Consider the following 20,463-nt stretch of genomic DNA (forward strand, 5'->3'; position numbering starts at 1 on the left):
CTTGAGGTAGCCTGTCGCGCCCTTGAACGTGACGAGCCGGCCATGCTCACGCTCTATTCCTATCCGCCGTTGTTCGGCGTCGCCGACAACAATGGCTACGGCCTGAAGGTGTTCGCCTTTCTGAAGCTCGCCGGCGTGCCGTTCCGGCATGAGCACATCTTTGATGCCTCGAAGGCGCCGCGCCAGCAATTGCCCTATATCGTCGATGGCGATGACAGCGTCGGCGACAGCGAGACCATCATCGCCTATGTCACCGAAAAATACCGCGTGACGCTGGATGCGGCGCTGACGCCGGCGCAACGCACGACCAATCTCCTCGTCACCCGCACGCTCGACGATCTCTACTGGGTGATGTCCTATTCGCGCTGGCAGGACGAGCGCTTCTGGCCCCAGTTCCGCGACGCGCTCAAGCGCGAGCATCCGGGCCTCACCGACGACGGGTTGGTGAAGGCCAAGGCGTTCAACGCCCAGCGCTACTACTACCAAGGCATCGGCCGCTTCTCGCCCGACGCCGCGATGGCCCGCGGGCTCGCTGATCTCGCCGCGCTCGTGAGCCTGATCCCGGCACAAGGCTATGTGCATGGCGACATGCCGACGAGCATCGACGCCGGTATCTATGGCTTCGCGGCCAACATCTATTTCTACGGCATCGAGACTCCGTTGAAGACATTCGTGGTTTCGCATAATGCTCTGGCACGACATTGCCGCGCCATCCACGCGGCCATCAATGCGTGAGCGCGGACTACGTCAGCCTGCCGATGCCATGCATCTAAAGTATCGCGGGATGTCGTGTTCGTTCGGGGTGTGTTGCTTGTTCGACACGACGGGCAACTCAGCAAAACCTGTCAACTGCGTCGTGCGAAAATATTTCGGTTTATCAGTAGGCCAACTCGGTATATGGTCTGCCCGTCTCACCCGACACGAGGGGCGCTTCGCGGTCGTCACGAACGTGGGTCGAGATGCGGTGGACGCTGCGCGTGGTGCTGACGAGAGCACGCGAGGCGGACGGCGAAATCGTGCAGGCCTGACGCCCTAGTGGTAGGTGTCTTTTCCGATTGCGCAATGCGCGTTGCGAAGACGGTGACAACAAAGCCCAGTCTCGCCGGGGAGAGCACGTATAAGCCGTAAGCCATCGCGCAGGGGAAGCCGGATTGCTCCGGTTACACCTGTGGTCCTACCCCCGAGCTTTCTACCCAATGCTCGGGGCCCATGGGTGCGATCGGCACCCGGCTTTCCCTGCGCCCTCTGCGAGAGGAGGGCGGAACGAAGAGCAAAGCTCGGGCAATCATGTCGCGAGAACGCGGATGTTTGACTCTGTATGACTCGCAGCGGTGCCACACACTCGCTGTCGTCCCTGCGAAAGCAGGGACCCATAACCACAGATGCTGATTGTTGCGCGATGCTGGAACGACGAGTCCCTTCAACAACGAAAGCCGCAGAGTATGGGTCCCTGCTTTCGCAGGGACGACAGTTGTGGTTGCTGTGAAAGCTGTCTACGCCGCGGACGGCGGAGGGACGGCAGCCAATATCGACACCAGCATTCGCGCGCGGCGAACTCGCCATTGCCAAACCTCGCATTGACCGTGCGGCCATGGCCGGGCACAGCGTGCGGCGGTGTCGTTGAACGGTCGCGAGAGCCGAAGGAGATACCGTCGGATCTAATTTTGCAGTGCAGCAATGGCGCAATTAGCCCCTGCTAAAGGGGCAATGGCAATCGTCGGTGCTTGTCTGTAATGGTGCGACCGGATGTCCCGGGGCCGGTGTTCGTGCTCCGCAATTACGCGGGAGGAAACATGCGTAAATTCATTTTGGCTGCGGCGTCGATCGCGGCCCTGACCTTTGTCGGGCAGGCCTCGGCGCAGTCGCCGATCGTCCTCAAGTTCAGCCACGTGGTGGCGTCGGATACGCCGAAGGGCAAGGCGGCCGACAAGTTCAAGGAACTCGCCGAGAAGTACACCGGCGGCAAGGTGAAGGTCGAGGTGTATCCGAACTCGACGCTCTACAAGGACAAGGAAGAGCTCGAGGCGTTGCAGCTTGGCGCCGTACAGATGCTGGCGCCGTCGAACTCGAAGTTCGGCCCGATCGGCATCAAGGAATTCGAAGTCTTCGATCTGCCCTATATCCTCCCCGACCTGAAATCTCTGCGCAAGGTGACCGACGGCCCGCTCGGCGCCCAGTTGCTCAAGAAGCTGGATTCCAAGGGCATGACCGGCCTCGCTTATTGGGACAACGGCTTCAAGCAGATGAGCGCGAACAAGAAGCTGGTCGCGCCATCCGACTACAAGGGGCTCAAATTCCGCATCCAGTCGTCGAAGGTGCTGGAAGCCCAGTTCCGCGCGCTCGGTGCGATCCCGCAGGTGATGGCATTCTCCGACGTCTACCAGGCACTGCAGACCGGCGTGGTCGACGGCCAGGAGAACACCTGGTCGAACATCTACACCCAGAAAATGCATGAGGTGCAGAAGTACGCCACCGTCACCAATCACGGCTACATCGGCTATGTCGTGGTCGTGAACAAGAAGTTCTGGGACGGCCTGCCGGCCGATATCCGCGACGAGCTCTCCAAGGCGATGAAGGAAGCCACCGAGTTCGGCAACAGCCAGTCGGCCAAGGAAAACGAGGACGCGCTCGCCGAGATCAAGAAGGCCGGCAAGACCGAGATCGTCGCCTTGACGCCGGAGCAGGACGAGGCGATGCGCAAGGCGATGATGCCGGTCTACAAGGACGTGGCGTCGCGTGTCGGCCAGCCGCTGATCGACGAATTCCTGAAGGAAACGGGCCGCAGCCCGATGAACTAAGGCATGATCCGGAACACTGGACTGCGGTTTTCCGGATAGATCATGCTCAACAAAACGCGGATCTGAACCGCAGATCTAACGAATGCCGCGGCCACGAGAGGCCGCGGTTTGGGTGCCGTGGCCGGTTGCCGCATCAGGCCATGACAGGGGAGATCAATGCTGCTTAAAATTCTGGACCGGCTCGAGGAAATCATCATCGCGAGCCTGATGGGCGCTGCGACGCTCCTGACCTTCGTCACGGTCGTGCACCGCTTTCTGGTCGACGTTCCCGTGCTCTATCCGTACCTGTTCGGCATCAACCTTGCCTGGTCGCAGGAACTCTGCATCTACATGTTCATCTGGATGGCGAAGTTCGGCGCCGCCTATGGCGTGCGCACCGGCATCCATGTCGGCGTCGACGTGCTGATCAACCGCCTCAATGACGCCTGGCGTAAGCGCACCATTACCTTCGGCCTGCTCGGCGGCGCGCTGTTCACCGCGATCGTCGGCACCATGGGCGCCAAGTTCGTGTTCGAGCTGATGCACACCGACCAGGTCTCGCCGGACATGGAGATCCCGAGCTGGATCGTCTACGCCTGCATCCCGCTCGGCTCCTATCTGATGTGCTTCCGCTTCCTGCAAGTGTGCTGGAACTACTGGTGGACCGACGAGCTGCCACATCATGACGCCTCGCATGTCGACGGCGTCGAGACCAGCAAGACCGCGCCTGTCGCGCTTGGAGAAGCGTAATGAGCGCCGCACTTATCTTCGGACTGCTGTTTGCCCTGATGCTGACGGGCATGCCGATCTCGATTTCGCTCGGCCTGACCGTGCTCACCTTCCTGTTCACGATGACCGAGGTGCCGATCGAGAGCGTCGGCCTGAAACTGTTTTCGGGCCTCGACAATTTCGGCATCATGGCGATCCCGTTCTTCATCCTGGCCGGCACTTTCCTGACCCGCGGCGGCGTCGCGCGGCGGATGATCGCGTTCACGACCTCCTTAGTGGGGCATCTGCCGGGCGGCCTTGGGCTGGCCGGCGTTGCGGCCTGCGCGATGTTCGCAGCGATCTCGGGCTCGAGTGTCGCTACCGTGGTTGCGATCGGCTCGATCATGATGCCGGCGATGGTCGATCACGGCTATCCGAAGCGGTTCGGCGTCGGGGTGATTTCGACCTCGGGCGCGCTCGGCATCCTGGTGCCGCCCTCGATCATCCTGGTGCTGTACGGCGTCTCCACCAACACCTCGATCGGTGCGCTGTTCATGGCCGGCATCGTGCCGGGCGTCCTGCTCGCGCTGATGCTGGCGGCGGTGACCTTCTTCGTCGCCCAGCGCAACGGCTATCCGAAGATGCCGCGCGCGACCATCGGCCAGCAGTTCACGGCATTCCGCGAAAGCATCTGGGGCCTGTCGCTGATCGCGATCGTGCTCGGCGGCATCTATGGCGGCATCTTCACGCCGACCGAAGCGGCCGCGGTCGCCGCCACCTACGCCTTCTTCATCACCGTGTTCGTCTACAAGGAGCTGAAGCTCTCCGAGGTGCCGAAGGTGCTGCTGCAGGCGGCGAGCATGAGCTCGATGCTGCTCTACATCATCACCAACGCGGTGCTGTTCTCGTTCCTGATGACGCATGAGCAGATCCCGCAGGAGATGGCGGCCTGGATCATCGACAAGAACTTCTCGGTGTGGATGTTCCTGCTGGTCGTCAACGTCATCCTGCTGCTCGCCGGCAACGTGATGGATCCGTCGTCGATCCTCCTGATCATGGCGCCGATCCTGTTTCCGCTGGCGACCAAGCTCGGTGTGCACCCGGTGCATCTCGGCATCCTGATGATCGTCAACACCGAGGTCGGGCTGTGCCATCCGCCGGTCGGCCTCAACCTCTACATCGCGAGCAGTATCGCCAAGATGGGGATCAGCGAGATCACCATCTCGGTGCTGCCGTGGCTATGCGCGATGCTGGTGTTCCTCGGCCTGATCACCTACGTGCCGGAGATTTCGCTGTGGCTGCCGCGGCTGCTCGGAATGATCTGATGCAAATCAGAAATCCAGAGCGCGACCTCGCGCTTTGGATGTTTCTGACGGGTAACGAAGCGGATTACATTTTGGTAAGGCAGGTCTCTCTGTCCAATCCGTAAGTTGAAGGCAGCGGCAGGGGGGATCATCTTCGAGCAACCTTCAAAGGAGGTTCGGATGAATAAAGTTCTGCTCGCCGGTGTCGCGGCGCTCACGATCGCCGGTTCGACTGTGGTCTATGCCCAGCATCGTCCCTGGTTCCACGGACACATGCGGATGAGCTCCGAGGATCGCGCCGCTTTCCTGGATGCACGCATTGCCGCGGTGCACGCCGGGCTGAAGCTCACCGCCGATCAGGAGAAGCTGTGGCCGCCGGTCGAGGCCGCGGTGCGGGACTTCGCCAAGATGCGGATCGATCGCGCCAATGCGCGGATGGCCGTCGAGAAGACCGACGCGGACAAGGCCGACAAGCCGGATGATCTGGTCGCACGCCTGCGCGAGCGCGCCGACAACATGGCGGCCACCGCGACGTCGCTGAAGAAGATCGCCGATGCCGCCGACCCGCTCTACAAGACGCTCGACGACAACCAGAAGCGGCGGCTCACCCTGCTCACCCACATGGAAGGCCGCGGATTCGGCGCCGAGGGCTGGCGCCGCCACCGCTTCGAGCGCGGCATGGACCGCTGGGAACGCGGCGGCCGAGACCATCATTTCGACCGTGACGACGGTCCGGATCAGGAGCGCTCCGGCCGGCTCTGAGCGCCTGTGGCCGGCAGCGTCGCCAAGCCTATGAAAGGCCGCCGGAATCCGGCGGCCTTTCGGTTTCGTAAAAGTCGGGAAAACTTGCGCCAGCTTGCTGGACATCGCGGAATCGCTTTGCTAAACGACGGCCTCTCTTGCGAGGGTCATTTCCGGACAAGTTCCGGGCGCATAGCTCAGTTGGTAGAGCAGCTGACTCTTAATCAGCGGGTCCCAGGTTCGAGCCCTGGTGCGCCCACCAAGCTTTTCAATAGCTTAGGTAAGCCCTCGTAGCGGTCATTCCGACAAGCAGCCGTGTCTGTTCCGACAAACCGGCTGCTTTTGTTCGCTCCTCGCGCCGTTTCCTGGTCTCCGATATCAGCACCTTGCGTGTGCGTTTCGCATAGGTCGGCAATTGCCGAGCTTACCGATGGCGGCCGGCGGCACGTAGTAGCGCTGATTCATCCGGCGTTGCGGACTCCTGCTTCTGGGCCCGTTGCTGACCTGCACTGAGTCGGCCGACACGGCTGCTTCCGAGAGAAGAGCAGACCTCGGCTTAGGCTGCAGAACCCGACCTCAGCTAGCCGATTTGACAGGCACGCGCTTGGGAAACAGGCTTCGCCAACCACCGATTGACCACCGAAACCCCGTGAATGAACAGCGATAACCGTGGTCAATCAGGATCGAGCTTCATTGTTTTTGTTGATTTTTTCGGTCGCTGATTACGTTCGGGACGTAGGGTAGCGGGGCGCCAACGGGAGCTGAAAAGCTTCTTTGAGGTTGATGAGTTGATCCTCATCGCCGGGATAGGCGACTGAAATCGCAGCAAATGCGAGCGCACCATAAACCCACGGATGGCTTTGAAGTCGTCGGCCGTCACATGCATGGAAATGGGCGCGAGCTGCTTCCTCCCAAGCGACGGCCAAAAGGCCGTCTGTTGGTCAAGCAGATTCTGGTGCGAAACTGGTGCGGTCATCGGCTGTCGAAATTGAAGGAGATGGACATTTGCCGCGATCGGCGTTGTGTCGATTTTGACTTTCGGACTTTCTAACCGCTAATCCGGGAAGATCGGGCTAGAAGGTCACGGTGACGACGATGGTGTCGGCGTAGGCTCCTGGTGGGGGCGAGGTTTGCGGTGGAACTCGCCCATAGACGGAAACGTTCTGAATCAACGCCGTTCCTGTGCCAAGCACGCAGGTATTGGCACCGGACGTGCAGGTTGTAGCGGATGTCGTACTTGTCCAGGCGCCGCTCCGGGCCGCGTCCGTATAGAGATTGTAATTGATGAAGCTGGAGCCTGCCTGCATGCGCCGTTGGCTGCCGCTTGCATGTAGTCCGTTGTCGAGGCCGATCGAGTACGGGGTCGTATTGGTGCACTTCACTGAAATCGTTCCAACACCGTCAATGTTCGACGTCAACAGCGAAGCGTTACCGAAGTTGAGTGGCGTGGTCGAAACAATGCAATTTCCGGCGATTGTCGCCGTCCAGGGCGAGGAGCCCGCATTTGTCGTGATCCCCGGGTTCGATGAACAATTCGGGCTTGTCAGAAGATAGGCCGCGTAGGCGACAACCGGAGAGGTCGTACTCCAGATGTAGGTCCCGGGTATCGTTGCCTGCTGATTGGCGAGAAAGCGCCCATAGACGGTCAGAGTTTGTTGCGCGGGCCCGCCCAAAAGGGGAAGGCTGAGATTGATGCTGATGCCACCGGAGCCATACGCGGTGGTACCATATCCCCAGGATCCCCAAACCTGCGTGCGCCCGGGGTCGGTATAAAGCTCGTGTATTGCCGTATTCGCCCCACTTCCAAGTGATCGAACCGAGCTGCTGCTGTTGGGCGCCCCCTGGTTGAATTGCACGCACGCATTGACCGTGCAGCCGAGTGCACAGCCGCTGCATGTGACGGTAAATGTCGAGGTCGTGTCGACGGCGCCACCCGCCAGAATGTCGACGGATCCGTAATTGCCGGACGCCGCGGTAACGGAGCAGCTTTGGGCGTGGGCCGAAAACGATGCCGCTAATTGCAGGAGCAAGGCGAAGACTAAAGTTCGCTTTGAGCCGATGACCACGATTTCGATCTCGCAATGCGGGTTGGTCAGAATGGGCGATCGAGGAAGCTGACGCACGAAGGCACTGGCTTACGTGGGAAATGACTGCATCATTGGCACACGACCCCGGGGATCCGGACCTGTTCGCCGGGCCGCGGATTGAACGCAAACGTGGCGCGGCAGCGTGCGTCGGCAAGCTCGATTTCGGCTTCGTTCATTGACGAGAGCCCCCTGATATAGGCCTGTCCGTCGTAGCCTACGACAAACTCTACTCCACCGGTCATCTGGCCGACGGCCCCGGCCGGCAGAACGCGATTGTCAGGCCCGATAAAGGTCACCAGCGCAGCCGTCGTCTCCTTGCGGACGTCGAATCTGACGAGCATCCCGGCGCGATCGGCCGGAGCGACGATGTCATGCGTCGTTGCCGCTTCGTCGTCGACCGGAAGGTTCGTCGGGTCGATCGCAATCTTGTTCTTCTGGTAGGACCGGAGCGTCGGGATCAGCAGCATGCCCCTGGAATCGGTGACACCCGCCCGGCGATTCTCGCTGAGGACCTCGACATCCGGCACGCCAGTTGCGACCACCGCGAAACTATCGTCGATCCAGTTCGAAAGGAAAACGCCGCCTCCCATGGTGGTGATCGAACCGCGCAATTCCAGCGATCCCACGCTGCCGGCTCCGGCCTGGCTTGCGCCGGCCTGGATGGTGCCGTAGCTCGACCTGTAGGAAGCTGTTGCCTCCCGGTACCTCGATGCGCCTTCGGAATCGTGGATGCGCCAGCCATAGCTGCCGGGCTCCGGCCCAAGCGACTTGACGGCATCAACGCTGCCGGTGGTACCGCCCCGTCCGCTTGAAACCCCGGTCGTGACAGAAGCTGCGTCGCCAAAAGGGATGCTCAAACCGGCAAACACGCCGGTGTTCTTTTTGCTGCAGAAATCGTGGAAGACGGTGGAGAATATCGACGCATTGTACGGCAACGAACGCGAGTAAGAAGCCGTCACGATATTGGAACGATGGCCTGAGGTATCGCGCAGATCGACAAAGCTCGCACTCAGGCTGGCCCGGGTGTCGAATGGCATTGGAGCGCTGAAAGTGATGCGATCGAGTGCGACCGGTGCACGGGCGCTGCCATAGATGCCCGTCACATAGGCAAACGAGTTCGACAACGAAGCGATACTACCGGGCAGGTAGTTGAACAGACCGTTCAGATTTTGCAGGCCGCCGTTCAACGCCACGATGTTCTGCAATCTTGCGGTCGCCGAGGCAAGGTCGTCATAGGTGCCGAAGGTGTGTTGCGAACTCGCCGAAATGCTCACGCCGAAGAGCCGGGTCTCATAGGAAGCGTAGCTCTGCAGACCTCGGTTCGTGCCGCTTCCGCTGCCAGCCAAGGCCACGGCGGCGACACCGATCGTCCCGGTCCTGAAGACACCACCGAGGCCACCGTTGATGACGCCGGCTCCGCCTTCGACGTGCGCCTCTGCTGTCAAGCCGTCGTAGATACCTCGTCGCAGGGTTGCGGAGCCGACAGGCGAGCCGACATAGACGTCACTGCTGGAGCCGTAGGACAGCCGCGGCAATCCGCCCTCCACCGACCAGCTGCTCAGCCCGGGCGCAAGCAGGCTAGAGGTCGCATAAAACGGCGCCGACGTCAGGATTTCGTGACCTGCCGAATCCCGCACCACGAGTTGCGTCGTGCCGGCGCCGGAAATCAGCGGTACGTTGTTCACGCTGAAAGGGCCCGACGCGACGTCCTGAGAAAATGTCTTGATGTTGTTGACATAGACATCGACGGTTGACGGCACTGCCGCGCTACCGCCGATGGTCGCGAGCGGCGTGGTAATGAGATCGGGCCGCAGGGCAAAATCGCGTTGAGCCTGAAGACCGCCGATCCTGATCGGCCGCGACCAGGCCAGACCGCCGTTGATCGTATCCCCAGCAACGTAGCCGATCATCCGGTCCTGGTCGGAATACTGCAAAGACGAATTCAGCCGTGTCGCCTGCGCAGGCTGCTGCGGACCAGTGCGGACGATCGCCGACTGTTCGGCGGTGCCGTATGGCCAAAACGCCCGGCCATCGAGCAAAAGCGATGTGTAACCGAGCCCGATCAATCTCGGGGTAGCTGCATTGCTGGTAGAGCTCAACAGGTCATAATTCAGCGTCGCGCCGGGATCGGCCCGCGCCTTTGGTAGGTTTCCGCTAGAGCCGCCTGCGTCAAAGAGCTGCGGCTTGCGTCCGGCTTCGTCGACGGCAATGAATATCCGCTGTGTTCTCTCCTCATATCGATACTTCAGTGTCGGGATATCATCCAGTGCGATGATCTCGCCCGGTCGATGCGGCGGGCCCGGTCGCAGGCCGAGGCTTTCCAGTTCCTCCACCGTTCCGCCGATACGACCGTCATCGAACCGCACGAATGATCCGATTGTTCGGGCGGACATGGAGTTGATCACGACATCGAGTTGCAGATTTGTCTGGGCTTCCGCCGCGCGCGAACGCCCGGCACAGAGGACCATGCCAAGGAGTGCTAAGATGGACACAAGCGTGGAGCCTCTTCTACCGCCGAGTCGGCGACTCAATAACCGCATGAGTCTGGCCCTTGTCGGTTTCCGCCGTGACAGAGATGGATCCGCCGGATCCAAAGCCGCGAGGATATTTCAGCGTGGCCCAACTCATGGAGGAATGTCCGAGGACATAGCCGAGGAGACCATTGCCAAAGGACAAGGTAGCTCCCGAGGAATCCTTAAGCCGCAAGTTGGCGATACGGAGCCGCTCGTCGCCGGCATTGTGGGTCACGACCGTCAGTTGGCCAGCTTCAGTGCGGAGCGACCAGGAAACCTGCGGCCGGCTGATCTCGCGGCCGCGAAAGAACGCTGGGATCGACTGCCGTACCAAAAGATTGACGCTGCGACCTTGGCTGCCGCCTGCTCGCGGCAATTGGTCGACGATGACACGATAGCTTTCTTCGCCATTGACCGGCTGTTTCGACACCCGCACAACCCGCACGACGTAGTCTGAATGAGGCGCCATCCTGACAGCCGGAGGTGATGCCACCACATCGGTTGTCGGTTCAAGACTCTCCTTGCCGTCGGACTGCGACCAGCGAAGCACGCGGGTCTGGACCTCGACGTCGGCATCTTCGTCATTGCGCAGCGTCAGGGTAGCCGCTGCCGCCGGCGCATTCAGTTCCAGGAGAACGGGTTCGACGCGAAGCGCGGTGGCATGGGCGACCCCTATGCATGCCAGGCTCGCGGCAAATGCGGCCAGCAGCGTCGAATTATGATGCATCGCTATGCCCAATCGATTTCGAAATCGTGCGTCAGAAAGGAATTTCGTCGATACGCAGATGCAAGGAACAGCGGGCCGCTGCCGCGGCCTCAATAGGTGATGGTCATAACCACCGTGTCCGTATAGGTGCCGGTGTTCGGTGCGGTGCCGGTAGCGGGAACGGTGCCGTAAATGTTGATCGTCTGCGCCGATCCGCTACCGGTGCCGAGAATGCAGCCGTTCGTGGTCGTGCAGGTGGTGCTGCTGGTAGCCGTGGTCCAGGGGTTGGTATGGGCTGAATCAGTATAGAGATCGTAGTTGATAAAATTCCCGGCATTCGCCATCCGCCGCTGGCTGCCGGACACATTTGCTCCGTTGTCCATGGCGATGGAGTACGGGCTGCCATTGGTGCAGGTGACCGAGACGGTCGTGCTGCCCGACTGCAAGGTGGTCGCGAGCGTTGTTCCTGCCACGCTCCCGAAATTGAGCGTCGCAGCGTTGATTGTGCAAGACGCAGTGATGGTGATCTGAACGGTTAAATTTGCGGTCGATGTGCCCGCCTGGGCGGACGTGTGATGACCGGGTGCCACGGCAACGAAGAGCGCGAGCGCTCCTATTCGCGCAGCCTGCTGCATTCGTCGCTTCAGCAAAGGTCCACGGTCGTCGCGGATGCGAATCCTTCGATAAGGATCGAAAAACCTGCGAGCCGCTTTCCCGGTCGGCCGGCAAACTTCTTCGGTATCTTCCAATGAATTCGTTTTCATCGCCAATTGTGCCCGGACACGCAGGCCATCGTCGTCAACAAAAGAATCAAAATTGGGTAAATTTTGAATGAGCAAAAGCTTCGCGAGGCCTGATCGAACTATCGACAGCTATGGCCCCATCAAAAACCATAATAGCTAGCAAGGTCCGCAGGCGGATTCAGGGCCACACCGGCTCTGGCTGCGCTTGGGCTTGGTTTGCCTCCCTCTGAGCTCATTGGTGGGCCCGGCAGGACTCGAACCTGCAGCCAGACCGTCATGAGCGGTAGAGATCCTGACGGCTTCGTTATCGAGAATTACGAAGCGTCGCCCGTCCCTTCTTGCGGGAGGACGGCGAATTCGTCGTCAAAGCTCGCTGATCGTCCTGAAACTTGAGGGTCGCTTTGACGTGTTCGGCGAGCTTCACTGCACGGTCCGCGTTCGACGCAAGACGCGAGAGCAAATGAGAAAGCGTCCTGAACTCCTCGCGCGTCAGCATCCCAAATAACGCGTCGTTGACGGGGCGCTGCAGGGCGGCAAGACGGATCAATAGGCCAACGCCGTGCGGGGTGAGTGCAAGCTGCACGCGCCGTCGGTCTTCCGGGTGTGGGCTCTTCTCGAGGAGGCCGTCGGAAACGAGCTTGTTGACTTCGTTGGTGACGAAAGTGCCGCTCAGATACAGCCGTTCGGCGACCTGATTGACACCCATCGGTTCTTCCGCGGTCGAATTCTTGATCGCGATCAGGATCAGATACTGAGTGGTCGACAGATCGACGAAGCTCGCGAATATTTCACGGCAGGCATCAAGGCTGCGCCCGAACGCGAAATAGTCGTAGAGAACGCCGCGAAGCGTTCGATCTCCCTCCTTGTCGAGCAGTTCGGGCTTCGACGCCGTCAAAAGCGCTTCAGTCACGGCCGTTCTCCCCGCGAAATCATAGTCTTGCGTAGTTGCCTAAGAAGCACGCATGCGCGCGCCCAGCAAGAGGGCTTGACATTGTCAGATAGCTTTGTCAGAAAGCTATCTGACAATTATAAATCAGGGTTGAAGCAGCGAGGCAGGCGTCCCATGGAGGACCGTGCATTCAGGCGAGTGTTGGGAGAATTCGCGACCGGCGTTGCTGTGGTAACGGCACGCGGCCAGGGCGAAGAGCTCATTGGCATGACCATGAGCTCGTTTAATTCCGTCTCCCTCGATCCACCGCTGGTCCTGTTCAGTGTCGACCGCAAGGCAAAAAGCCTGCCTGCAATGCTCGAAGCCAAAGGCTTCGCCGTCAACATCCTCGCCCGCGATCAAGAACAGATCTCCAACCAGTTCGCACGCGCGCTCTCCAACAAGTGGGACCAGGTCAAGACCTCAGTCGGTCATGCCGAGGCGCCGCTGATATCGGGGGCTCTGGCTCATTTCGAATGCGCGCCGTTCGGAAACTATGACGGCGGCGATCATGTGATCTTTGTCGTCCGCGTGGTCCGCCACACCGCGCGCAATGAGCCGGTCGCGCCATTGATCTTCTTTCGGGGTCGTTATCGCGACCTCGTCGACGAAAGCGAGCGCGAGCCGACCTGGCCGCTTCCCATTCATTACTAGTTTCGAACCGGAGAACCGCGATGCGTAGTGCAAAGGAATATCTGTCTGGACTGAGGGACGGGCGGACCATCTACATCAACGGGGCTGCGGTCGGCGACGTGACTGCTCATCGGGCCTATCGGAACCTCGCCAATTCGATGGCCGGGCTGTTCGATTTTGCGAGCGCCAAGGAGAACGTCGATCTCATGACGTTCGAGACCGATGCCGGACGTGCCAACCGGATTTGGCAGCTTCCGACATCCTATGCCGACCTCGTCCAACGGCGGAAGGCACTGGAAGCTTGGGCTTCGCTGCATGCCGGCTTCATGGGCCGTGCCCCGGACCATGTCGCGTCGTGCATCTCCGGTCTGTACATGGGGCTCGACGTCTTCAAGGCGTACGATCCGGCTCGGGCGGGCGCGCTCGACAGCTACTACCGCTATGCGCGCGACAATGACCTTTACCTGACTTACGTCATCATCAATCCGCAGGCCGATCGTTCAAAGGGGGCGGCCGAGCAGGCGGATCCGTTCCTCACCGCAGGTGTCGTCGATCGCGACGCAGAGGGGATCACGGTTCGCGGCGCCAAGATGCTCGCCACGGGAGGTGTGGTCGCCGACGAGGTTTTCGTGACGACCATCCAGCCGATGCGTCCAGGCGAAGAACGCTACGCGATGTCTTTTGCGATCCCGATGAACTCGAAGGGCCTCAAGATGCTGTCGCGCAAGTCCTACGAGGACGCGGCCGGCGCGGTGTTCGACAATCCGTTGTCGAGCCGCTTCGACGAGAACGACTCGGTTCTCTATTTCGACGACGTGAAGGTTCCCTGGGATCGTGTTTTCATCGAGGGCAACGTCGAAATGTGCCAGAAGCAGTTTCACGCCACGCCCTGCCACGTCTATCAGAACTATCAGGCGATGGTGCGCCTGAGCGTGAAGCTCAAGTTCCTGGCCGGCCTCGCACATCGCACGGCCGAAATGAACGGCGTCACTCAATTCCCGCAGGTGCGCGAGATGCTTGGCCAGCTCGCGGCCGAGACCGGCATGGTCGACGCGCTGGTGGCGGCGATGGAAGCCAAGGGCGCCCTGGTCGGCCCCTATTTCATCCCGGACCGGCACACGCTCTATTCCGCGCAGGTGCTGACGCAACAGCTCTACGCGCACATCATCAATACGCTGCGCGAACTCGCCGGTGGCGGCATGATCATGCTGCCCTCATCGGTCGCCGACTTCGACAATCCGGAGATCGCGGCCTTGATCGGCAAGACGCAGCAGTCGCCGAAGGCCAATTCGTATGAGCGCGTGAAGTTCTACAAGCTCGCCTGGGATGCGGTCGGATCCGAATTCGGCTCCCGCCACCAGCAGTACGAGATGTTCTACGCCGGTGCGACCTTCGTCACCAAGGGACATTCCTATCGCACCTACGATTGGGCCGGCGCCGACCGGCTGGTCCAGACGATGCTCGATTCCTACGACCTGAATGGCGTGTCGACCGCCAGCAAAGCCGCCTGATCCAACGGAGACAACACATGCCCGTCAACAAGAAGCACGACGAATTCTACACGCTCGACATGAGCACCGGTTGGGAAACGCCCGCAGGCTACCCGGCCGGCATCCAACAGAAGATCGTTGCGGGAGGGCTCGACGAGGAGAAGCGGCGTGGGACGCGAACCCGGCTGCTGCGCTTCGCCCCGGGCGTCTACACGACCGCGCCGTTTTCGCACGAGTATTGGGAAGAGGTCTATCTCGTCTCGGGCGACTTGATCGTTGGCAACGACGAGAAGGGCGAGGGTGGCAAGAGCTTTCCGCCGAACACCTATGCTTGTCGGCCGCCGCACGCGCCCCACGGGCCGTTCAAGTCCGTCAACGGCTGCCTGCTTCTCGAAATGCACTATTTCGATCCGGTCTGAGGCCGGTTCGACAGCACCGACAACATCGTTCGACCGCTCAAGGGGGAAAATATGGCGTTCAATGGTATCTCGATCGTATTCGCGCGTTGCCTGTCCTTGCTGCAATTGCTCTTCAGGCTCGATCGGGGGCTGCCCCCGGCCAATCGTCGATTGGTGGTCGATGGTCTCGCCGGTGCTCTCGCGATCGGCCTCGTGGCGACAACTCCGGTCGCCGCGCAGGACAAGCCGAGTTCGGTGGGACTTGGCGTCTTTACGTTCACGTCCGGTCCCGCCGCGGCCTACGGCATGCCCGGCAAGAATGCCGCCGATCTCATGATCGACGAGATCAATGCCAAGGGCGGGATCGGAGGCGTGCCGGTCACCGCGACCTATGTCGACGAGGCCCAGGGCGCGCAAGGCGTGATTGCGGAATATCGCCGACTGGCGGGCGACGCAAAGAATCAGGTGATGGTCGCCGCTCTGTCGAGCGCGACCTGCCTCGCGCTGGCCCCGATCGCCGAGCAGCTTGAAGTCCCGACCGTGGGCTGGAATTGCGATACTCACCAATTGCTCATCGACGGCAAGAGCAAGTACGTGTTCCGTCCGAACGGCAACACCGTGCCTGAGTTCATCGCCTACGCAATCTATCTTCTGGATCGCAAGCCGGACGTGAAGACGGTGGCGATCATCAATCCGGACTATGCGTTCGGCCATGACGCGGCCAAGATCTTCACCGCAGCGCTGAAGGCTTTGAAGCCGGACATCGAGATCGTCGCCGAACTCTATCCGAAGCTCGGCTCGCCGAACTACCAGACCGAGATCTCCCGCCTCACGACTGCGCGTCCGGACGTCGTCTTCTCCAATCTCTGGGGCGCCGACCTCGAGAATTTCGTTCGGCAGGCTACGCCGCGGGGTCTTTTCACCTCCAGCCAGGTGATCCTCGCGCTCGGCGAGACCGTCCTGCAGCGCGTGCCGTTGCCCGACGGGGTGATCGTCGGTGTTCTGGGCGACGGCTGGTGGATGTCGCCGGACGCCAAGGCCAATCCCGAGACGGTGAAGTTCGCCGAGGCATACAAGTCGCGCTTCGGCGAGTACCCGGTGTTCCCATCCATCAAGATGGCCAATACGCTGATCTATGTGAAAGCCGCCTACGAGGCCGCGATGCAGAAGAACGGCGGAAAGTGGCCGACGCGTGCCGAACTCGCGGACGCCATGAAGGGCAGCAAGGTCGCGACCTTGACCGGCATCGTGCAGACGCGTGCCGACAACGACGGTCTCGTCGACCAGATCGTCGGCGTCACCTTGAAGACATCGGCCCAGCCATTTCCCGTGATCGGTGACATGGTCCGCTACAAGGGCGACAGCCTGCTGCCGCAGGCCGGTCAGGATCCGCTGGCGTGGATTTCGACGCTCAAGCCCGAGTTTGCGAAGGGCCTTCCGAAGCCCGGGAGCTACAAGATAGGCGAACGATAGCGTCCAATCGAAACCGATCACGCAGGCGCAGGTCAATGTCGAATGCAATCATCCCCTTGCTGCTGGACAGCCTGGCCAGCGCCGCGTTGATTTTCTTCGCGGCGGTCGGCCTGACGCTCGTCTTCAGCGTGTTGCGCGTCCTCAACGTCGCTCACGGCAGCCTCTACTCGATCGGCGGCTATGTCGCCGCTTCGGTTTGCCTGTTCATCGCAAGCCGACAGCTCAACCCCTATTTGTCGTTCGTTGCGTTGCTGTTCAGTGCAGTTTTCGTGGCCGCGATACTTGGTCCACTGATCGAGCGCAGCCTGGTCCGCTGGACCTACGGCAAGTCCGAAGCGGTCCAGATCCTGATCACGTTCGGGCTGTTCCTGATCCTCGAGGATCTCCAGCGTCTGGTCTTCGGCGTGCAATCCCTGTACGAGGACTCGCCGATGCGGTTGCTCGGCACGTCGAGCATCGGTGGCGTCGTCTATCTGAACTACCAGATCCTGCTTGTCGCGATGGCGGTTCTCGTCGTCGTCGGCCTCCGCCTTTTGATCAACCACACGCGGCTTGGGCGCCTGATCACGGCCGTCGTGACTGACCGCGAGATGGCGCAGTCGATCGGCATCGATACGAACCGGATATTCATCCTGGCGTTCTCGCTCGGCGTGTTCCTTGCGGCGCTGGGAGGGGCTCTGGCGACGCCGACGTCGGGCATCGCGCCGGGGCTCGGAGCCGATACCATGGTCCTCGCCTTTGCGGTGGCGGCGATCGGCGGGCTCGGACAGATCGAGGGAGCTGCGGTGGCCTCGTTGATCGTTGGTTTCGCGCGCGTGCTCGCGATCTATCTCGTGCCCTCGCTGGATGCGGTTGCGCCCTATGTGGCGATGCTTGCCGTGCTTCTGATCCGCCCCTACGGCCTGTTCGGATCGGTCACGGCGCGGAGGATATGATGCGGATCATTCTGGCCGCTGCTGCGGTAGTCATGCTCGCTGCGCTGGCGTTCGCCGCGCCCTGGCTTCAATTCGTTCTGACGCTTGCGATCGCCAAGGGCTTTGCGGCGCTCGGTGTCGCAGTGTTGCTACGCGCCGGGTTGATCTCGATCGGCCATGCGATGTTCTTCGCAGCCAGCGCCTATGGCGCGGCCTTCCTTGCGCGCGCCGGCATCAACGATCTCGGGTTGCTCCTGATCCTCTCGGTGCTGGTCTCTGCACTGATCGGCGCGATCGCCGGATCGTTCCTTGTCCGCTATCGCGCGATCTTCTTTGCCATGTTGAACCTCGCCGTCTCCATGGTGTTCTACGCGCTGTGCGCCAAACTCTACGGCGTCACCGGCGGAACGGATGGACTGCCGGTCCCGATTCCCGCGGTTTTCGGTATTGTGTTCGCTGAGCCGGTGTTCAAGAGCATCCTGTTCTATCTCAGCCTGATGCTGATGGTGCTCGTCGGTCTCGTCGTCCACCGGTATCTCGACAGTCCACTGGGGCATGCGCTGTCTGCTGTCCACAGCAATGAAATCCGGCTTGAATATCTGGGCATCCCGGTCTGGGCGGTTCTGCTGATCGCCTACACCATCTCCGCGGCGCTCGCGGGTCTTGGCGGGGCAATCGCCGGTCTTGCGATCGGCCGCGTGGTTCCTGACTTCGCATTCTGGACAGCATCGGGGCATCTCGTGCTGATCGCCGTGCTCGGTGGTATTGGCGGCGTGCCCGGAGCGTTCATCGGAGCGCTCTTCCTCGAATTGCTGCACAGCGCGGCCGTAACCGTGACGGACGCCTGGAATCTGTTCGTGGGCATCACGCTGATCGTCGTGATCATGTTCATGCCGCAGGGCATCTACGGATTGTTTGAGCGCAAGGAGGCTCAGAGCTCATGAGCCGTCCCATCCTGGAGGCCAAGAACCTTCGCGTCGCATTCAACGGGGTCAAAGCGGCCGACGGGGCAAGCATCGCAATCCACGATGGCGAGTTCCTCGCCATCATCGGTCCGAACGGATCGGGAAAGACGACGCTGCTCAACATCTGCACAGGCTATATTCGTCCAATTTCAGGCAGCGTTCTGCTCGACGGCAACGACATCACCCGGATGTCGCCGCGCGCTATTGCCCGACGCGGGGTCGCGCGCGCCTTCCAGATCCCGCAACTCTTCTCCGCACAGCGCGTGATCGACAACATGATGCTGGCGCTGGCCGCGAAAGACGGGCTGTGGAGCGCGATCCGGCCACTTGAAACAGCGGAACGGCGCGACGAGGCAAAGGCCTTGCTCGAGCTGGTCGGGCTCGACGGCGACACCGATCGGATCAGCAGTACCCTGCCTGAAGGTCACCGCAAGCTTCTCGACATCGCGGTTGCCCTGGCGCTCAAGCCGCGGCTCCTTCTGCTGGACGAGCCGACCAGCGGCGTGAGTGCGCTGGAGCGCTTTCCACTGATGGAGGCGTTGATGAGTGCGCTGCGTCAGCGCCGTATCACTGCGCTTTTCGTCGAGCACGACATGGACGTGGTTGCACGCTATGCAAGCCGTGTCCTGGTGTGGAACGCCGGAAATATCATGGCCGAAGGGCGGCCCGACGAGGTGTTTGGCAACGCGCAAGTCCGCGAACGCGTCGTGGGAGTGGCCTGATGCTCAGTGTCGACAAGGTCAGCGTCTCGATCGAAGGCGTGCGTGTGCTACGCAAGGTCAGCTGCGACATCGTCGCGCGAAAGACGACGGTGTTGATTGGCCGCAATGGTGCCGGCAAGACAACGACGCTTCGCGCGATCATGGGGCTCATCCCGCGCGACGAAGGCTCGATCCGCCTCGATTCCGACGATCTCGGCAGCATGCCGGCCCATACCCGCGCCCGCGCCGGCATAGGATACGCCCCGGAAGATCGCCGACTGATACCGGAGCTGAGCGTGGAGGAGAACATCCGCCTTCCGGCCCTGGCGCTCAACCTCGACAAGGCGGAAATTGCTCGCAGGCTGGACGAAATCTATATGCTGCTGCCCGAACTGCATGTGATGCGGTCCCGACCTGCCGGCGGTGTTTCCGGCGGGCAGGGCAAGATGGTTGCGCTGGGCCGTGCGCTGACGGTGGCACGCAAGGTCCTGTTGCTCGATGAACCGTTCCAGGGCCTGGCGCCGGCCCTCGCGCTCGAATATGCGCGGACGCTCGGCGAACTGCGCAAGCACCGGCCCGAACTCGCCTTGCTGATCACGGAATCCTCGCCGGTTCTGCTCGACCGCGTCGCCGATCGCACATTGCAGATCGAGCGTGGCGAGATTCTTGTTCCGTCTACCAAGGATGACAAAGCCCATGTTCATGAAGTTTGACCGCATCGCGAAGGATCGGACCGATCACGTCGGCGTCGAAATCGAATCGCTTGTGATCGCGGGGTGGGCGGGCAGGGACGCCGCGGCGATCGAGCACCATATCGAGGAGCTCGCCGCGCTCGGAATCCCGCGCCCGTCGACGACACCGCTTTACTACCGTGTCGCAGCCCAGACACTGACGCAGGCGGATCGCCTGACGGTGCTAGGTCCGGACAGTTCCGGGGAGGTCGAGCCCGTGGTGGTCGCGATGGCCGATGGACTCTGGATCGGAATCGGATCTGACCATACCGATCGCAAGGCAGAAGCTGCAGGAATCGCACTTTCCAAGCAGCTTTGCGGCAAACCGATCGGCGGGCAGCTCTGGCGCTACGCTGATGTCGAACCGCACTGGGATGAATTAGTCCTTCGTTCCTGGGCGATCATCGACGGCAAGCGGGTTCTCTATCAGGACAGTCCGGTCTCGTCGCTCAGAACGCCGCGCGATCTCATTCGTCGCTATGCGAATGCCGATCTGCTTCCTGCCGGGACCTTGATGTTCTGCGGGACGCCGGGTGCGATCGGCGGAATTCGCCCGGGGACGCGCTTTGAAATGGAGCTGAGCGATCCGGTTCTCAAGCGGTCCCTGACCCACAGCTACGATATTGACGTCCTCCCGGTTGTCTCTTGACC

General features: G+C 61.2%; 20 protein-coding genes and 1 tRNA gene. 15 read left to right on the plus strand and 6 right to left on the minus strand.

Annotated elements, in window-relative coordinates; genetic code table 11:
* The first annotated feature begins 42 nt into the window (after positions 1-42).
* From H8A92_RS10740 to H8A92_RS10765, 6 genes are all read left to right on the plus strand, one after another.
* Positions 43-735, plus strand: a complete 693-nt coding sequence (locus H8A92_RS10740; protein WP_229195778.1) for a glutathione S-transferase family protein — start codon at positions 43-45, stop codon at positions 733-735.
* A gap of 1,058 nt (positions 736-1,793) precedes the next feature.
* Complete coding sequence (locus H8A92_RS10745; RefSeq protein ID WP_229195779.1) at positions 1,794-2,798, plus strand: TRAP transporter substrate-binding protein; 1,005 nt, start codon at positions 1,794-1,796, stop codon at positions 2,796-2,798.
* Between the two features lie 156 nt (positions 2,799-2,954).
* Positions 2,955-3,527 carry a TRAP transporter small permease gene (locus H8A92_RS10750; RefSeq protein ID WP_229184054.1) on the plus strand — a complete coding sequence of 191 codons (573 nt, stop codon included), beginning with the start codon at positions 2,955-2,957 and terminating at the stop codon, positions 3,525-3,527.
* Entirely contained in the window at positions 3,527-4,810 is a 1,284-nt protein-coding gene (locus tag H8A92_RS10755; RefSeq protein WP_092115778.1) for a TRAP transporter large permease, read from the plus strand. Before H8A92_RS10750 ends, H8A92_RS10755 begins: the two co-directional genes overlap by 1 nt.
* A gap of 159 nt (positions 4,811-4,969) precedes the next feature.
* Positions 4,970-5,551 (plus strand): Spy/CpxP family protein refolding chaperone, encoded by a 582-nt coding sequence (locus tag H8A92_RS10760; RefSeq protein ID WP_229195780.1) that lies wholly within the window; start codon positions 4,970-4,972, stop codon positions 5,549-5,551.
* 165 nt (positions 5,552-5,716) lie between these two features.
* Positions 5,717-5,792, plus strand: a tRNA-Lys gene (locus H8A92_RS10765).
* Positions 5,793-6,203: 411 nt separating this feature from the next.
* On the opposite strand, the gene H8A92_RS10770 is transcribed toward H8A92_RS10765, so the two are convergent.
* The 6 genes from H8A92_RS10770 to H8A92_RS10795 all read right to left on the minus strand — a co-directional run bounded on the left by H8A92_RS10770 (position 6,204) and on the right by H8A92_RS10795 (position 12,489).
* Positions 6,204-6,506: a hypothetical protein gene (locus H8A92_RS10770; protein WP_229195781.1), complete on the minus strand. Its 303-nt coding sequence runs from the start codon at positions 6,504-6,506 to the stop codon at positions 6,204-6,206.
* A gap of 97 nt (positions 6,507-6,603) precedes the next feature.
* Positions 6,604-7,653: a Csu type fimbrial protein gene (locus tag H8A92_RS10775; RefSeq protein ID WP_229195782.1), complete on the minus strand. Its 1,050-nt coding sequence runs from the start codon at positions 7,651-7,653 to the stop codon at positions 6,604-6,606.
* A 32-nt stretch (positions 7,654-7,685) separates the two neighbouring features.
* The gene (locus H8A92_RS10780; protein WP_229195783.1) at positions 7,686-10,085 is read right to left on the minus strand and encodes a fimbria/pilus outer membrane usher protein; all 2,400 of its coding nucleotides are present in this window, start codon (positions 10,083-10,085) and stop codon (positions 7,686-7,688) included.
* 40 nt (positions 10,086-10,125) lie between these two features.
* Complete coding sequence (locus tag H8A92_RS10785; protein WP_229195784.1) at positions 10,126-10,857, minus strand: fimbrial biogenesis chaperone; 732 nt, start codon at positions 10,855-10,857, stop codon at positions 10,126-10,128.
* A gap of 89 nt (positions 10,858-10,946) precedes the next feature.
* Positions 10,947-11,600 carry a Csu type fimbrial protein gene (locus H8A92_RS10790; RefSeq protein WP_229195785.1) on the minus strand — a complete coding sequence of 218 codons (654 nt, stop codon included), beginning with the start codon at positions 11,598-11,600 and terminating at the stop codon, positions 10,947-10,949.
* 283 nt (positions 11,601-11,883) lie between these two features.
* Entirely contained in the window at positions 11,884-12,489 is a 606-nt protein-coding gene (locus H8A92_RS10795; RefSeq protein ID WP_229195786.1) for a MarR family winged helix-turn-helix transcriptional regulator, read from the minus strand.
* Positions 12,490-12,642: 153 nt separating this feature from the next.
* Between H8A92_RS10795 and H8A92_RS10800 the strand changes: the two genes are divergently transcribed.
* From H8A92_RS10800 to H8A92_RS10840, 9 genes are read left to right on the plus strand one after another with little or no spacing between them, the layout of a single operon-like run.
* Positions 12,643-13,161 (plus strand): flavin reductase family protein, encoded by a 519-nt coding sequence (locus H8A92_RS10800; protein WP_229195787.1) that lies wholly within the window; start codon positions 12,643-12,645, stop codon positions 13,159-13,161.
* Between the two features lie 20 nt (positions 13,162-13,181).
* Positions 13,182-14,651: a 4-hydroxyphenylacetate 3-hydroxylase family protein gene (locus H8A92_RS10805; protein WP_229195788.1), complete on the plus strand. Its 1,470-nt coding sequence runs from the start codon at positions 13,182-13,184 to the stop codon at positions 14,649-14,651.
* Positions 14,652-14,668: 17 nt separating this feature from the next.
* Positions 14,669-15,049 (plus strand): cupin, encoded by a 381-nt coding sequence (locus H8A92_RS10810; protein WP_163152046.1) that lies wholly within the window; start codon positions 14,669-14,671, stop codon positions 15,047-15,049.
* A 51-nt stretch (positions 15,050-15,100) separates the two neighbouring features.
* Positions 15,101-16,501: an ABC transporter substrate-binding protein gene (locus H8A92_RS10815; protein ID WP_229195789.1), complete on the plus strand. Its 1,401-nt coding sequence runs from the start codon at positions 15,101-15,103 to the stop codon at positions 16,499-16,501.
* Between the two features lie 35 nt (positions 16,502-16,536).
* Positions 16,537-17,436 (plus strand): branched-chain amino acid ABC transporter permease, encoded by a 900-nt coding sequence (locus tag H8A92_RS10820; protein ID WP_229195790.1) that lies wholly within the window; start codon positions 16,537-16,539, stop codon positions 17,434-17,436.
* Positions 17,436-18,359, plus strand: a complete 924-nt coding sequence (locus tag H8A92_RS10825) for a branched-chain amino acid ABC transporter permease (RefSeq protein WP_229195791.1) — start codon at positions 17,436-17,438, stop codon at positions 18,357-18,359. The genes H8A92_RS10820 and H8A92_RS10825 overlap by 1 nt, the downstream gene beginning before the upstream one ends.
* The gene (locus H8A92_RS10830) at positions 18,356-19,102 is read left to right on the plus strand and encodes an ABC transporter ATP-binding protein (RefSeq protein ID WP_229195792.1); all 747 of its coding nucleotides are present in this window, start codon (positions 18,356-18,358) and stop codon (positions 19,100-19,102) included. Before H8A92_RS10825 ends, H8A92_RS10830 begins: the two co-directional genes overlap by 4 nt.
* Entirely contained in the window at positions 19,102-19,794 is a 693-nt protein-coding gene (locus tag H8A92_RS10835) for an ABC transporter ATP-binding protein (protein ID WP_229195793.1), read from the plus strand. The genes H8A92_RS10830 and H8A92_RS10835 overlap by 1 nt, the downstream gene beginning before the upstream one ends.
* Complete coding sequence (locus H8A92_RS10840; RefSeq protein WP_229195794.1) at positions 19,778-20,461, plus strand: DUF2848 domain-containing protein; 684 nt, start codon at positions 19,778-19,780, stop codon at positions 20,459-20,461. The genes H8A92_RS10835 and H8A92_RS10840 overlap by 17 nt, the downstream gene beginning before the upstream one ends.
* Positions 20,462-20,463: the final 2 nt, after the last annotated feature.

It is taken from the genome of Bradyrhizobium acaciae, assembly GCF_020889785.1.
Classification (GTDB): Bacteria; Pseudomonadota; Alphaproteobacteria; order Rhizobiales; family Xanthobacteraceae; genus Bradyrhizobium; species Bradyrhizobium acaciae.